Origin of the sequence: Bradyrhizobium sp. BR 1432, assembly GCF_051547705.1 — a bacterium.
Lineage (GTDB): Bacteria > Pseudomonadota > Alphaproteobacteria > Rhizobiales > Xanthobacteraceae > Bradyrhizobium > Bradyrhizobium zhanjiangense.
In genome coordinates this window covers 8,182,034-8,196,348 of sequence record NZ_JBPUGF010000003.1, presented here as the reverse complement: position 1 = coordinate 8,196,348, position 14,315 = coordinate 8,182,034, and the positions used below count along the sequence as shown (strand labels likewise).

The 14,315-nt window shown below is 64.1% G+C and carries 12 protein-coding genes; 8 read left to right on the top strand and 4 right to left on the bottom strand.

What is annotated here, in order from left to right:
- Positions 1 to 157 precede the first annotated feature (157 nt).
- From ACSKB8_RS39645 to ppc, 5 genes are all read left to right on the top strand, one after another.
- Complete coding sequence (locus ACSKB8_RS39645) at positions 158 to 1,702, top strand: acyl-CoA synthetase (protein WP_438109925.1); 1,545 nt, start codon at positions 158 to 160, stop codon at positions 1,700 to 1,702.
- 241 nt (positions 1,703 to 1,943) lie between these two features.
- The gene (locus tag ACSKB8_RS39640; RefSeq protein WP_370985179.1) at positions 1,944 to 2,348 is read left to right on the top strand and encodes a YccF domain-containing protein; all 405 of its coding nucleotides are present in this window, start codon (positions 1,944 to 1,946) and stop codon (positions 2,346 to 2,348) included.
- Positions 2,349 to 2,775: 427 nt separating this feature from the next.
- Positions 2,776 to 3,063, top strand: coding sequence for a hypothetical protein (locus ACSKB8_RS39635; protein ID WP_438109923.1), 288 nt, complete (start codon positions 2,776 to 2,778; stop codon positions 3,061 to 3,063).
- A gap of 327 nt (positions 3,064 to 3,390) precedes the next feature.
- Positions 3,391 to 3,750, top strand: coding sequence for a hypothetical protein (locus ACSKB8_RS39630; protein WP_438109921.1), 360 nt, complete (start codon positions 3,391 to 3,393; stop codon positions 3,748 to 3,750).
- Positions 3,751 to 4,566: 816 nt separating this feature from the next.
- On the top strand, positions 4,567 to 7,365 hold the full coding sequence (gene ppc, locus ACSKB8_RS39625) for a phosphoenolpyruvate carboxylase (protein ID WP_438109920.1): 2,799 nt from the start codon (positions 4,567 to 4,569) through the stop codon (positions 7,363 to 7,365).
- 183 nt (positions 7,366 to 7,548) lie between these two features.
- Here the strand turns inward: ppc and ACSKB8_RS39620 are convergent, their stop codons facing one another.
- The 4 genes from ACSKB8_RS39620 to ACSKB8_RS39605 all read right to left on the bottom strand — a co-directional run bounded on the left by ACSKB8_RS39620 (position 7,549) and on the right by ACSKB8_RS39605 (position 11,201).
- Positions 7,549 to 8,610 carry an SMP-30/gluconolactonase/LRE family protein gene (locus tag ACSKB8_RS39620; protein ID WP_438109918.1) on the bottom strand — a complete coding sequence of 354 codons (1,062 nt, stop codon included), beginning with the start codon at positions 8,608 to 8,610 and terminating at the stop codon, positions 7,549 to 7,551.
- A gap of 114 nt (positions 8,611 to 8,724) precedes the next feature.
- A complete protein-coding gene (locus ACSKB8_RS39615) occupies positions 8,725 to 9,639 on the bottom strand; it encodes an SDR family oxidoreductase (RefSeq protein ID WP_438109916.1) in 915 nt (304 codons plus the stop codon).
- Positions 9,640 to 9,644: 5 nt separating this feature from the next.
- The gene (locus ACSKB8_RS39610) at positions 9,645 to 10,784 is read right to left on the bottom strand and encodes a thiolase C-terminal domain-containing protein (protein WP_438109914.1); all 1,140 of its coding nucleotides are present in this window, start codon (positions 10,782 to 10,784) and stop codon (positions 9,645 to 9,647) included.
- Positions 10,785 to 10,787: 3 nt separating this feature from the next.
- Positions 10,788 to 11,201 carry a Zn-ribbon domain-containing OB-fold protein gene (locus ACSKB8_RS39605; RefSeq protein ID WP_091897396.1) on the bottom strand — a complete coding sequence of 138 codons (414 nt, stop codon included), beginning with the start codon at positions 11,199 to 11,201 and terminating at the stop codon, positions 10,788 to 10,790.
- A gap of 178 nt (positions 11,202 to 11,379) precedes the next feature.
- On the opposite strand from ACSKB8_RS39605, the gene ACSKB8_RS39600 reads away from it, so the two are divergent.
- The 3 genes from ACSKB8_RS39600 to ACSKB8_RS39590 all read left to right on the top strand — a co-directional run bounded on the left by ACSKB8_RS39600 (position 11,380) and on the right by ACSKB8_RS39590 (position 14,311).
- Positions 11,380 to 12,729: an amidase gene (locus ACSKB8_RS39600; RefSeq protein WP_438109911.1), complete on the top strand. Its 1,350-nt coding sequence runs from the start codon at positions 11,380 to 11,382 to the stop codon at positions 12,727 to 12,729.
- Complete coding sequence (locus tag ACSKB8_RS39595) at positions 12,722 to 13,408, top strand: DUF2848 domain-containing protein (RefSeq protein WP_370985187.1); 687 nt, start codon at positions 12,722 to 12,724, stop codon at positions 13,406 to 13,408. Before ACSKB8_RS39600 ends, ACSKB8_RS39595 begins: the two co-directional genes overlap by 8 nt.
- A 156-nt stretch (positions 13,409 to 13,564) precedes the next feature.
- Positions 13,565 to 14,311: a 2OG-Fe(II) oxygenase gene (locus ACSKB8_RS39590; RefSeq protein ID WP_438109909.1), complete on the top strand. Its 747-nt coding sequence runs from the start codon at positions 13,565 to 13,567 to the stop codon at positions 14,309 to 14,311.
- The last annotated feature ends 4 nt before the right edge of the window (positions 14,312 to 14,315 follow it).

Below are 14,315 nucleotides of genomic sequence, written 5' to 3'. Positions count from 1 at the left end.
TGTCATTCCGGGATGCGCCGTAGGCGCAGGCCCGGAATCCATCGAGCCGCATTTTCTGAGGTGAAATGGATTCCGGGCTCGATGCTTCGCATCGTCCCGGAATGACGAGCTGGTGGCCTCCACATTTCTTAACCCGACGAAAGATCGGAAAACAAAAATGAGCGAAACGTCCCAATTCCTCGGCATCGTCTCCGGCAACCGTCGTCGGTCCCACGCCGAAATCGCCAGTCGTGCCGACCGCATCGCCTCCGGCCTCGCCAAGCTCGGCGTCAAGCCAGGCGATTGCGTCTGCATGCTGATGCGCAACGACATCGTCTTCCTGGAGGCCGCCTATGCCGCGATGCGGCTCGGCGCCTATGGCGTGCCGATCAACTGGCATTTCAAGCCGGAGGAGATCAGCTACATCCTCGGAGATACCGGCACGTCCGTGCTGATCGGACATGCCGACATGCTGCACGCCTTGCGCGATGCGATCCCAAGCGGCGTCACCGTGCTCAGCGTGCCGACGCCGCCGGAGATCCTGTCCAACTACAGGATTGATCCCGATCAGTTGGCGACGCCGGACTTTGCGATCGATTTCGAGTCCTGGCTCGCGCAGCACCAGCCTTATGATGGCCCGGTCGTGCCACAGCCGATGAACATGATCTACACCTCCGGAACAACTGGCCATCCCAAGGGCGTACGCCGCACTGCGCCGACGCCTGAGCAGCAGGCCGCCGGCGAACGCATGCGCGCGATGATCTATGGGCTCAAGCCCGGCGCCCGCGCGCTGTTGCCGGGCCCGCTCTATCACTCCGCACCGAATTCATTCGGCATCCGTGCCGGCAAGCTCGGCGGCGCGCTGGTGCTGCTGCCGCGCTTCGAGGCCGAGGAGTTTTTGCAGCTGATCGAGCGCTACAAAATCGACACCATCTTCATGGTGCCGACCATGTTCATCCGCCTGATGAAGCTGCCGGAGCAGGTGCGCAAGAAATACGACGTCTCCTCGCTGCGCCACGTCATCCATGCCGCCGCGCCATGTCCGGCCGACGTCAAGCGCGCCATGATCGAATGGTGGGGGCCGGTGATCTACGAATTCTACGGCTCGACCGAATCCGGCGCCGTCACCTTCGCAACCTCCGAGGACGCGCTGAAGAAGCCCGGCACGGTCGGCAAGATCTCGCCCGGCGCCGAGCTGCGCTTCCTCGGCGAGGACGGCCGCGTGCTCGGCGTCGGCGAGATCGGCGAGATCTATTCCCGCATGGCCGGGATGGCCGATTTCACCTATCACAACAAGCCGGAGAAGCGCGCCGAGATCGATCGCGACGGCTTCATCACCTCCGGCGACGTCGGTTATATCGATGAGGAGGGTTACGTCTTCATCTGCGACCGCAAGCGGGACATGGTGATCTCGGGGGGCGTCAACATCTACCCGGCCGAGATCGAATCCGTGCTGCACGCGGTGCCCGGCGTGCACGATTGCGCGGTGTTCGGCATCCCCGATGCCGAGTTTGGTGAGGCGCTGATGGCGGTGATCGAGCCGCAATCCGGCGTCACGCTCGATGAAGCTTCCGTCCGTGCGCGGCTGAAGACCTCGCTCGCCGATTACAAGGTGCCCAAGCACATCGAGATCCGCTCGGGATTGCCGCGCGAAGACTCCGGAAAAATCTTCAAGCGCCGCCTGCGCGATCCCTATTGGGAGCAGGCAGGACGGAAGATCTAGCCGCAGTCGGTAGTGCCGTAGGGTGGGCAAAGCGGAGCGTGCCCACCAGGACGGTCGCAGGTATTGATCGTGGGCACGGCGCAAACGCGCCTTTGCCCACCCTACGAGATAACGGATGGGGAAACATTGGAAGCGCGACCGGAAATTCGAGGGGCGGTAGCCGGTTGCGCCGATCGGACAGTCTTAGCGGCGACAGATTTCGAGCCTATATAGACGTGGTCATCCACTTCCGGATCATCCCATGGCTCCCGTTTCCATCCTGCTCAACCTGCTCTGGATCCTGATCGGCGGCGCCTGGATGGCGTTCGGCTGGCTGATCGCTGCGATCATCATGGCCGTCACCATCATAGGCCTGCCCTGGGCGCGGGCGGCGTTCAACATCGCCGTCTACACGCTGCTGCCGTTCGGCTCGAAGGCGGTCAGCCGCTACGAGGTCACGGGTGTCGAGGATATCGGCACCGGCCCGCTCGGGGTGATCGGCAACATCATCTGGTTCGTGCTGGCCGGCTGGTGGCTGGCGCTCGGTCACCTCGTGACCGCGCTGGTGCTCGCGGTCACCATCATCGGCATCCCCTTCGCCTGGGCCCATCTGAAGCTCGCCGGCATCGCGCTCTGGCCGATCGGCAAGGTGATCGTGCCGGCTTAGGACGCGCGTACCCAGAAAGATCAGGACTATCGCATTTCAGGCGGTCTTCCCGCGGCGCATCCTTCGAGACGCCCGCCCCTGGCGGACCCTCAGGATGAGGGCGGAGTGTGTGGCAGCAGTTTCTGCGGGAGCCGATGCCGTTCAGCCTCATCCTGAGGGACCGCGAAGCGGTCGTCTCGAAGGACGAGGCGTGCACTCAGATCGCTCGAAAGGCATATGCGATAGCCCTGCCACAAACGCGGGCTCTTCGCCGGCAGAGCGGAAATCGCCCATCACTGGCGGCTTATGACCAGGGCGGACTTTCGTTGAACAGGCTTGACACGTTGAACACGGTCGCAGCCCGATGAGTAGAGCGCCAGCGAAACCCATCAATCCCTCCGCCTGTGACGAAGCATGATGGGTTTCGCAAGGGCTCAACCCATCCTCCGTGCTCTCCAAGACCTCCCACAAAAATTTGCGGCGGGCGTTGCAGAATGCGGGTGGACGGTCGCTGCAGGAGTGCAAGCCTTTAGCTGATAATCTCCTTGGCCTTGATGCCGCGCAAGGCCTCGATGCAGTCAGCTACCAAATGCAAGAACTCTTGCCGCTTTATGCTTTTCACCTGACGACCTTCCATATTGATGAGAATGAATCTCGCCATTTCGTAGGCGACTTCAAACTGCGATTTGCCGGTAACCTCGACATCAATTCTTTCAGCCATTTCGCTGCCCGCTAGTTGTAATTGGAAAGCAGGAGCCTATTGGAAAGCGCGTGGCCAAGTCGAGTCGGTCTTCCTTTGCGGCTAGATCATATCGGCCTAAACGTCCGCTGGCGCCGCAACCTCGAAATGCAGAGCATTAATCTAGTCCGCTTCTGGCCGATCAGCGAAGTAGCGGCGCACCCCCTTAAGGCTCGCTGAGGAAGTCATCGCGGATTAGATTTGCTCAGGTTGAGTTCTTCGCATTCGGACCCGCAGCCGACATTACTTCTCCGGCCCACCGGCGAGCCGCATTGAACTCGCCAGCTCCGCTCGCCATGTGTGGGAGACAGCTTGGAGCAGACAATGAAGAAGCTTTTCACCTGTGTGGCGACCGTGGGCTGCCTGATCGCCTTCCACTCCGTCGCGCAAGCCCGCTCTGCATTCGACGGCGCCTGGGACCTCGTTTTCGTGACGCAAAGAGGACCTTGCGATGCGACCTATAATTTCACCGTCAACATCACCAACGGAATAGTTACACATCCGAATTTAGTCAGGTTCAGAGGCTATGTGGCGCGTTCCGGCGCAGTCCGGGCGTCGGTGACAGTTCAGGACAAATTCGCCTCCGGCTCAGGCAGGCTCTCGGGCAATTTTGGCCGCGGGACGTGGAGCGGCCATTCAGGAAACGCGCGCTGTTCAGGCTACTGGACCGCACAGCGCAATTGAAGGCGCTGAGCCAAGGCCGGAGGTCGCCCGCAGGGAGCGCCGCCTTTCGCCCCCAATTCCTCGCGTTACCGTCGGGCAAAACACGCCACATGAAGGTCAAGCGACCCGGCGCGAATTATTCTGATTGACCGAATTCACGCCTTCGGTTAAACCGCAAGGCATCCCGGTCCGTCAAAGGGACGTTTCGCGATCGTCACGATACGTAGGCCGGGATGCGATGGACGCGGTAGCGCCGGCGCGTGACGGGGTGGCAGGGCGGGCTACGCCTGTGAGCCATCGCGATCCGCGCGATCGACACGGCGCGGTCACAGCGTTTCCTTTCGGCTTCGGGGGCGAGCACGCGCGAGCTTCCGAACGTTTGGGAGGGACGTCCGCGGCGGCAAAAGCGTGTGGTCCTGACGCCCGGGGTCTGTGCGTCAAGGCTTGCGGTGGTGAAGCGGCCCGACCGGGTGCGCGCATCAGTCATCCGCAAGGCGACGGGGGCAATAGTGCATCGCTCCCCGGGGAGAGCGCGCCATAAGCCGTAAAACCATTGCGCAGGGAAGGCCGGGATGTCCCGGCGTCACCTGTGGTCACCCCGCGTGCGTTTCTCGCGTGCGGACCCTGGGTGCCAGCCGGCGCCCGGCCTTCCCTGCGCCCTTTCTTCTCGATGAGGGCGAAACCGACAGCAAAGCTCGGGCGCCTGCGCCGCGAGACCGAGGACGTGTGCACGGCGTTCTGCCGCGCCGCCACCAAGTTCATCTTGCACTGCGGCAGAAAAATATCGCACACTCCTCCGGACCGAGGAGCCAGGGAGCTCTTAAAGGGGAGCGAGCCATGTCCCTCCAGACCATATCATCCGACGCCACTGAGCATCGCCCCAACCGCCCGGAGGACGTCCAGGCGATGGAAGCGGATGCGCGCCTGCGCGATGACATCCGCCTGCTCGGGCGCATTCTGGGCGATACCGTGCGCGACCAGGAGGGCGCTGACGTGTTCGACCTGGTCGAGCGCATCCGCCAGACCTCGATCCGGTTCCATCGCGACGAGGACCGGCTCGCCCGCCGCGAGCTCGAGCAGATCCTCGACGGCATGTCGACCTCCGAGACGGTGCGGATCGTCCGCGCCTTCAGCTATTTCTCCCACCTCGCCAACATCGCCGAGGACCAGAACAACATCCGCCAGATGCGCGCCCGCGGCGCGGGCAAAAACGGCGGCTCCGGCGTGCTGGCGGAAACGCTCGCCCACGCCAAGGCGGCAGGCATCGGCCCCGACGCGCTGCGCAACTTCTTCAAGTCCGCGCTGGTCAGCCCGGTGCTGACCGCGCACCCGACCGAGGTCCGCCGCAAGAGCACCATGGACCGCGAGATGGAGATTGCAGCCCTGCTCGATCGCCGCGAGCGCGTCGCGCTGACCACGGAGGAGGCCGCCGCCAGTGACGAGCAGCTCCGCCGCGAGGTGCTGACGCTGTGGCAGACCAATCTCTTGCGCCGGACCAAGCTCACCGTGCTCGACGAGGTCTCCAATGGCCTGTCGTTCTACGACTACACCTTCCTGCGCGAGGTGCCGCGCCTGGTCAACGCGTTGGAAGACCGGCTGGAGGAGGGCGGCGAGCAGGCGGCAAGCGAGCTCGCCTCGTTCCTGCGCATGGGTAGCTGGATCGGCGGCGATCGCGACGGCAATCCCTTCGTCACCGCCGACGTCATGCGCGGCACGCTGCGGCTGCAGTCGAGCCGCGTGATGCAGTTCTATCTCAACGAGCTGCACGTGCTCGGCTCCGAGCTGTCGATCGCCGCGCATCTCGCCGATGTCTCCGAGGAGCTGCGCACGCTGGCGGAGCGCTCGCCGGACACCTCGCCGCACCGAAGCGGCGAGCCTTATCGCCTCGCGGTTTCCGGCATCTATGCGCGCCTCACCGCGACCGCCGAAAAGCTCGAGGTCGAGATCACCCGCCGGCCGGTCGGAAAGGGCAAGCCTTACGAGAGCGTCAGGGAGCTGCAAGCCGATCTCGACGTGCTGCACCGCTCGCTGATTTCCAACAATGCCCGCGTCATCGCCCGCGGCCGGTTGCGGCGCTTGCGGCGCGCGGTGGACTGCTTCGGCTTCCATCTGGCGCGGCTCGACATCCGCCAGAACTCTGCCGTGCATGAGCGCACCATCGCCGAGCTGATGGACGCTGCAAACCCCGGCATGTCCTATCTCGCGCTCGGCGAGGATGCCCGCATTTCGCTACTCACCAACGAATTGCGCTCAACGCGCGCGCTGGTGTCGCCCTTCGTCAAGTACAGCGACGAGACGATGGGCGAGCTCAACGTGTTCCATGCCGCCGCGGAAGCGCATGCAAAGTTCGGTTCGGACGCCATTCCCCAATGCATCATCTCGATGTGCAAGGGCATGTCGGACATGCTCGAGGTCGCGGTGCTCTTGAAGGAGGTCGGTCTCGTCCATCCCTCCGGGCGCAGCGCCATCAACATCGTGCCGCTGTTCGAGACCATCGAGGATTTGCAGGCCTCCGCCGGCATCATGGACCGCATGCTGTCGCTGCACGATTACCGCCGGCTCGTCGATAGCCGCGGCAGCGTGCAGGAGGTCATGCTCGGCTATTCCGACAGCAACAAGGATGGCGGCTTCGTCACCTCGGGCTGGGAGCTCTACAAGGCCGAGATCGGGCTCGTCGAGGTGTTCGAGCGGCATCACGTCCGCCTACGCCTATTCCACGGCCGTGGCGGCTCGGTCGGCCGCGGCGGCGGCCCGAGCTATGATGCCATCATCGCGCAGCCCGGCGGTGCTGTGAACGGCCAGATCCGCATCACCGAGCAGGGCGAGATCATCTCGTCGAAATATTCCAACGCCGAGGTCGGCCGCAACAATCTGGAGATCCTCGCCGCGGCGACGCTGGAGGCGAGTCTTCTGAATCCGCGCCAGAGCGCGCCGCGCCGCGAATATCTGACCGCAATGGACGAATTGTCGAACCTCGCCTTCAGGGCTTATCGCGGCCTCGTCTACGAGACCGACGGCTTCGTCGATTATTTCTGGGCCTCCACCGTCATCAACGAGATCGCAACGCTCAACATCGGCAGCCGCCCGGCCTCGCGCAAGAAGACCCGCGCGATCGAGGATCTGCGTGCGATCCCCTGGGTGTTCTCATGGGCGCAATGCCGCCTGATGCTGCCGGGCTGGTACGGCTTTGGCAGCGCGGTCGAGCAGTGGATCGCTGATCATCCCGACCAGGGCATGCCGTTCCTGAAAGAGCTCTACAGGGAATGGCCGTTCTTCCGCATGCTGCTCTCGAACATGGACATGGTGCTGGCGAAAAGCTCGATCGCCATCGCCTCGCGCTATGCCGAGCTCGTGCCGGACGAAGCCCTGCGCGAAAAGATTTTTGGCCGCATCCGTCGCGAGTGGCATTCCTGCATCGAGACGTTGCTCGACATCATGGGCCAGGATCGATTGCTTCAGAGCAATCCGCTGCTGGAGCGCTCCGTGCGCCACCGCTTCCCCTATCTCGACCCGCTCAATCATGTGCAGGTCGAGCTGTTGAAGGAGCACCGCGCGCAGAACCCGGACGAGCAGGTGCTGCGCGGGATCCAGCTCACGATCAACGGCATCTCGGCGGGGCTGAGGAACACGGGATAGGGGCGACGCAGCCGCCACACCCTCGCTCGTCATGCCCGGGCTTGACCCGGGCATCCACGTCTTTCCTCACTTGCGGCAGTGCGTGGATGGCCGGGACAAGCCCGGCCATGACGCGTGGTGAGAGTGCGGAGCGCATCAACAGAAATGCGCGCCCTGCGTCTCCACATACACCGCATAGAGCGACTAACTCGCGGTCATGAACAGGCGGTTGCGCTTCTTGCCGCCGAAGCAGACATTGGCGCAGGTCTCGGGCAGCAGGATCTGGCCGATGCGCGCACCATCGGTCGGCGCGAACACCTGCACGCCGTCATAGCCGGGTCCGACCCAGCCGGCGCCGACCCAGATGTTGCCTTCGGTGTCGACGCGCAAGCCGTCAGGGAAGCCTGACTTGCTGTCGAGCTTCATGTCGATCAGCTTCTTCGGGTTCGACAGCTTGGCGCCGTCGATGTCGTAGGACCACACCACGTTCTCAGCCTGCGGGTAATGCGTGATGCCGGTGTCGCAGACATAGAGCTTCTTGTAGTCGTGGCTGAAGGCGATGCCGTTCGGCTTGAACGGCTCGTCGGCAACCTTCGCGACCTGCCCGGTCTGCGTGTCCAAGCGATAGACGGCTTCCTTTTGATGAGGTTGCAGCGATCCGGTATTGGCAAGCTTGCCTTCGTAGATGCTGATCGCGCCATAACCGGGATCGGTGAACCAGATCGCCTTGTCGTTGGGATGCACCACCATGTCGTTCGGGCCGTTGAGCGGCTTGCCGCCTGCCTGCTCGGCCAGCGCCGTTACCGAACCGTCGTGTTCGTAGCGGACGAGGCGGGTGCGTTCGGCGCTGATCTGGCGTCCTTCGGTGTCGAACGAGTTGCCGTTGGCTTCGTTCGACGGCTTGTGGAACTGCTCGGAGATGTGACCGTCGTCGTCGAGATAGCGAAGCTGGCGGTTGGCTGGGATGTCGCTCCAGACGAGGTATTGCCCCTGCGCATTCCACGCCGGTCCCTCCGCCCACAGGCAGCCGGTGTAGAGCCGCTTGATCGCGGTGTTGCCGACCTTCGCCTTGAAGCGCTTGGGGTCGATGACGACGATGTCGGGGTCGGGATAGCGCTGCGGCTCGGCATTGGCGCCGAAGTCGCGCGCGTCGGCCCGCGAGGCGAGGACGGCGGAGGCGGCGAGAGCCGCCGTGCCTTTGAGGAGAGTGCGGCGTCCGAGGCCGCCGGTGGCAAAGATGTCGGGGTTGGTCAGTATTCTTGTCATGGTTTCCTCCCAAAGTTTGTTGGGAGGGCACCATCCGCCCGCATTCGGGCGTAAAACGGGGCGATCTCTGGCCGAGGCAGCCAGAGATCGCAGGGCAGGGATGCCGGAAACGCGCTAGACGGGATCCCAGGTGAAGATGTCGGCGGAGCGGTCGAGCTTGTAGAACGATCCCTTCAGCGCCGGCATGCCGTGTTCCGCGATCGACTGCGGCGTCCAGCCTTCGCTCCGCTGCACCGAGCGGATCGGACGGTTCTGGCTGAACAGGAAGATCTCGTTCATGCGCACGCCAAAGATCTGCCCAGTGACGTCCTTGGCGGGATCTGAGAGCAGATAGCCGCAGAGCGGGGCGATCTTCTCCGGCCCCATCTGCTTGATCTTCTCGACGCGCGCCTTCTCGGCTTCGGTCTCGGTCGGAATGGTGCCGATCATGCGGGTCCAGGCGAACGGCGAGACGCAGTTGGAGCGGACGTTGAAGCGGCCCATGTCGAGCGCGATCGATTTGGAAAGCCCGACGATGCCGAGCTTGGCGGCGGCGTAATTGGCTTGTCCAAAGTTGCCGATGAGGCCGGAGGTCGAGGTGAAGTGCACGAAGGAGCCCGACTCCTGCTCGCGGAAGATCCGCGCCGCGGCATGCGAGACGTAGAACGAGCCCATCAAATGCACCTTGATGACGGCCTCGAACGCTTCCACGCTCATCTTGTGGAAAATCATGTCGCGCAAGATGCCGGCATTGTTGACGACGCCGTCGAGCCGGCCGAAATGATCGGTCGCGGTCTTCACGATCTTGCTGGCGGGGATCGCTTCGGCCACCAACTCGAAGTTCGCAACCGCAGCGCCGCCGCGCTTCTTGATCTCCTCGACCACTTCTTCAGCGGGCGCCGCGTTCGAGCCGGCGCCGTCGGCGGCGCCGCCGGGGTCGTTGACGACGACCTTGGCACCTTCCGCGGCGCACAGCAGCGCGATCTCCCGCCCGATGCCGCGGCCTGCGCCGGTGACGATGATGACCTTGTCCTGCAGTGATTTGCTCATGTGAACTACCTCTCGTTCGTAAACACGATCGTGCCTGATGCCGCGAACATGCCGCCGACGCCGTGACACACCGAAATCTTCGCGCCAGCGACCTGCGCTGGCGCGATGCCGCGCATCTGGCGCACGCTCTCCTGAAGCGCGTACATGCCGTACATGCCGGAGTGCATGTAACTCAATCCGCCGCCATTGGTGTTGAGCGGCAGCTTGGCCCCCGGCCGCGTGTTGCCGTCCGCGATGAACTGTCCGGTCTCCTCATAGGGCATGAAGCCGAGATCGCCGAGACCAAACAGCGGCAGATGTGCGAACGCGTCGTAGATCATGAGATGGTCGACGTCCCCGTGCACGATGCCGGCTTCCTTGAATGCCAGCGGCCCCGCGGTCTTGAACGCGCGCGAGAAGTTGAAGGTCTCCATCTGGCTGACCATCGGTGTTTCCACGCTCTCGCCGGTGCCCATGATGTAGACGGGCTTGCGCGGAAAGTCCCTGGCCCGATCCGCCGAGGTCAGGATCAGCGCGCCGCCGCCATCGGTGACCAGGCAGCATTGGAGCAGGCGGAACGGATAGGCGATCATGCGCGAGTTGAGGACATCGGCGACCGTGATCGGGTCCTTCATCATCGCGCGCGGATTCTTCGCCGCCCATTCCCGCTGCACCACTGCGACCGAAGCCAGCTGTTCATGCGTGATGCCATAGGTCTTCATGAAGCGCAGCACGGGGATCGGGAACATGCTGGGCGGGCCGTAGACCCCATAGGGCGCCTCGAACTGGCCGTTGAGGCTGTCTGCCGGTGTCGAGCGCGGCAATTTGCCGATCATCGACTTGCCGCTCTCGGCATGGGTAATCAGCACGGTATTGCACAAGCCGGCCTCGATCGCCGCGGCCGCGTGGCGGACGTGCAGCATGAAGGAGCAGCCGCCTACCGAAGTGCCGTCCACCCAGGTCGGCTTGATGCCGAGATAATGGCAGACCTGCTGCGGCGTTTCGACCGCGGTGGCAAAGCCGTCGATGTCGGAGAGTTTCAGCCCGGCATCGGCGATGGCATTGAGCGCTGCGTCGGCGTGGAGCTGGAGCTGCGAGGCGTTGGGGATGACACCGAGCTCGGTGGTCTCGGCCGCGCCGACGACGGCAACCTGGTTCTTGCGCATGGCTTACCCCTTCGCCGGACGGAAAACGGGGAGGGTGATCTTGTCGTCGAGTTTCTCAAAGGCGACCTCGAGCTTCATGTCGAGCTCGAGTGCCTCCGGCGTCTGCGGGCAGTCGATGATGTTGCTCATCATCCGCGGCCCCTCGGCGAGCTCGACCACCGCGATCGCGTACGGCGGCGTGAATCCGGGCGCAGCGGGACGATGGTTGATCACGTAGCTGTAAAGAAAGCCCTTGCCGCTCGCCTTGAACACCGAGACCTTGCGCGAGGCGCAGGAAGGGCAGAACGGGCGCGGCGGGAAGTAGACATGCGCGCAGGCGTCGCAGCGCTGCAGGCGCAATTCGCCGACTTTCGTGCCGTCCCAGAAATGCTGGGTTTCCGGCGTTGGTTTCGGTCGCGCGCGCTGCGGTTCGGCCATATGGGCAGCTCCTCCCAAGAGACAGGCTTCGCGCCCGCCTGTTTCGATCTTGATGCGACAATCGACTATAGTGCGTCAACGGTCCAGCAATGCGCATGCATGCCATCATGCGCACAATGCTTGTGTCGAACTGAGCCAGCGCTATAGATTGCGCGCGCCAATATTCCGTGAGACAGACATGCCCGATTTTCCGACGCTGGCGAAGCTCGCCGAAGACCTCGAAAGCGGCCGCACCACCTCCCGCAAGCTGGTCGAGGCTTGCATCGCCAGGATCGCCGATCCCGCCGGCGAGGGCCAGCGCGCCTTCATCCATGTCGACAAGGACGCCGCGCTCGCAGCGGCGGACGCGATGGACGGCTTGCGCAAGGTCAAGGCCGCGCCATCGCGCTATGCCGGTATTCCGATCTCGATCAAGGATCTCTTCGACATCAAGGGGCAGACGACGCGCGCCGGCTCCCGTGCGCTCGACAATTCCGATCCGGCGGAACACGATGCGGCGGCGGTTGCGCGGCTGCGCGGCGCCGGCTTCGTCGTGATCGGGCGCACCAACATGACCGAGTTCGCCTATTCCGGCATTGGCATCAATCCGCATTTCGGCACCCCGAAGGGCGTCTGGAACCGGGCGGAAGGCCACGTGCCCGGCGGCTCGTCCTCGGGCGCGGCGGTGTCCGTGCTCGATGGCATGGCGCATGGCGCGCTCGGCACCGACACTGGCGGTTCCTGTCGGATTCCGGCCGCCTTCAACGGCATCGTCGGCTACAAGCCGACGCAGCGCCGTGTGCCGCTCGACGGCTCGGTGCCGCTGTCGTTCTCGCTCGACAGCATCGGCCCGCTGGCGCGATCGGTCAGCTGCTGTGCCATACTCGATGCGGTGCTCGCCAACGAGCCGATCACCGCGGTGAAGCCGCGCCCCGTAAAGGGCATGCGGCTCGCGGTGCCGACCACGATCGCGCTCGACGACCTCGATGTGCAAGTCTCCGAGACGTTTGAGCGCGCGCTGAAGGCGCTCGCCGATCACGGCGCCATCATCGAGCGCATCGAGATGGCAGAATTCCACGACATCGGCCCGATGAACGCCAAGGGCGGCTTTGCCGCGGCCGAGAGCTATGCCTGGCACCGCTATCTCATCACGTCCAAGGGCGATGTCTACGATCCACGCGTCGCTGTCCGCATCATGCGCGGCGAGGCGCAGAGCGCGGCCGACTACATCGATCTGCTCAACGAGCGCCGCTCGCTGATCGCCCGCGTCAATGCACGCATCGCGCCCTATGACGCCCTGGTGCTGCCGACCACCGCCAACACACCGCCGAAGATTGCCGATCTCGCCGACGACAAGGCGTTCACCACCCAGAACCTGCGTGCCCTGCGCAATTGCACCCTGATCAACATGATCGACGGCTGCGCCATCTCGCTGCCTGCGCATCGTCAGGGCGCCGTTCCCGTCGGTCTGATGCTGGCCGGAGCGGGCGGATCCGACCGCCGTATCTTCGAGCTTGCTGCCGGCATGGAGGCCGTGATCCGTGTTTGACCTGACCTTCACCGTCGACGCCCAGGACACCACGACGCCGCTGACGCTGGCGATCGACCAGGTCGTCATCGCCGGCTGGACCGGCCGCGATCCTGTCGCGCGCGACAAGCACATCGCCGAGCTGCAAGAGATGGGCATCGCCCCGCCAGCCTCGACGCCGATCTACTACCGCGCCTCGGCGCGGCGGCTGACGATGGAAGACCGCATCGAATGTACCGGCGGCGAGTCGTCCGGCGAGGTCGAGTTCGTGCTGATCGGCTGGCAGGGACGCATCTTCGTCGGCTGCGGCTCCGATCACACCGACCGCAAGGTCGAGGCCTATAGCGTCACGGTCTCAAAGCAGATGTGCGACAAGCCGATCGCCTCCACACTGTGGGAGCTCGAGGACGTCATCGGCCATTGGGATAGGATGATTTTGCGTTCCTACGCCTGGATCAAGGGCGAGCGCGTGCTCTACCAGGAGGGCACGCTCGATGCGATGCTCCCGGTCCCTGACCTCATCACGCGCGGCTTTCCGGGCGGGAAGCTGCCCGACGGCTGCGCCATGTTCGGCGGCACCTTCGCCGCCAAGGGCGGCATCCGCCCCGCCGGCCGGTTCGAATTCGAGCTGGAAGATCCGGTGCTGAAGCGCACGATCAAGCACGGCTACGACGTGGTGACGTTGCCGGTGAGGGGCTGATAGCTCTCCATCGTCATTGCGAGCGAAGCGAAGCAATCCAGACTGGTTCCGTGGTGGGACTCTGGATTGCTTCGTCGCAAGGGCTCCTCGCAATGACGGGGAGATAGTCGGAAATCGGGTGGCGGCGGAGGGCGGCATATTGCGAGAGTCGTAGCCATGACAGCAACAGCACGCAAATCAGCCCCTAAGCTATCCGTCGACATTGCCTGCCACGTCGACATCCTCGACTGGCCCCAGATCACCAACGAACTCGACAGCCACGGCTGCGCCGTCCTGAAGAACCTGCTCACGCCGGACCAATGCCGCGCCGTCGCCGCGCTCTATCCCGACGACACGCACTTCCGCAGCCGCATCGTCATGGGCCGCCACGGCTTTGGCCGCGGCGAGTACAAATATTTCTCCTATCCGCTCCCCGACTTGATCGCGCAGATGCGTCCGGCGCTCTATGCGCATCTTCAGGGTGTCGCCAACCGCTGGAACGAGGCGATGGGGATCGACATCCGCTATCCCGCCGCGCACGCAGCTTTCCTGAAGCGCTGCCACGAGGCCGGCCAGAGCCGGCCGACGCCGCTACTGCTGCAATATGAGGCTGGCGACTACAATTGCCTGCATCAGGACCTCTATGGCGAGCACGTGTTCCCGATCCAGGTCGCGATCCTGCTGTCAGAGCCTGGGCGCGATTTCACCGGCGGCGAGTTCGTGCTGACCGAGCAGCGGCCGCGCATGCAGTCCCGCGCCGAGGTGGTGCCGCTGGCGCAGGGCGACGCCGTCGCCTTCGCCGTGCGTCACCGACCGGTGCAGGGGACACGCGGCACCTACCGCGTTAACCTGCGTCACGGCGTCAGCCGTATCAGGTCCGGCCAGCGCCACACGCTGGGTGTGATTTTTCATGATGCCAAATGAGCGC

Bases quoted from the DNA above. Each gene is read 5' to 3' on its own strand.
- ACSKB8_RS39630 (WP_438109921.1), top strand. From the start codon at position 3,391: ATGAAGAAGCTTTTCACCTGTGTGGCGACCGTGGGCTGCCTGATCGCC.
- ACSKB8_RS39645 (WP_438109925.1), top strand. From the start codon at position 158: ATGAGCGAAACGTCCCAATTCCTCGGCATCGTCTCCGGCAACCGTCGT.
- ACSKB8_RS39610 (WP_438109914.1), bottom strand. From the start codon at position 10,784: ATGCGCAAGAACCAGGTTGCCGTCGTCGGCGCGGCCGAGACCACCGAG.
- ACSKB8_RS39620 (WP_438109918.1), bottom strand. From the start codon at position 8,610: ATGACAAGAATACTGACCAACCCCGACATCTTTGCCACCGGCGGCCTC.
- ppc (WP_438109920.1), top strand. From the start codon at position 4,567: ATGTCCCTCCAGACCATATCATCCGACGCCACTGAGCATCGCCCCAAC.
- ACSKB8_RS39590 (WP_438109909.1), top strand. From the start codon at position 13,565: ATGACAGCAACAGCACGCAAATCAGCCCCTAAGCTATCCGTCGACATT.
- ACSKB8_RS39640 (WP_370985179.1), top strand. From the start codon at position 1,944: ATGGCTCCCGTTTCCATCCTGCTCAACCTGCTCTGGATCCTGATCGGC.
- ACSKB8_RS39605 (WP_091897396.1), bottom strand. From the start codon at position 11,201: ATGGCCGAACCGCAGCGCGCGCGACCGAAACCAACGCCGGAAACCCAG.
- ACSKB8_RS39615 (WP_438109916.1), bottom strand. From the start codon at position 9,639: ATGAGCAAATCACTGCAGGACAAGGTCATCATCGTCACCGGCGCAGGC.
- ACSKB8_RS39600 (WP_438109911.1), top strand. From the start codon at position 11,380: ATGCCCGATTTTCCGACGCTGGCGAAGCTCGCCGAAGACCTCGAAAGC.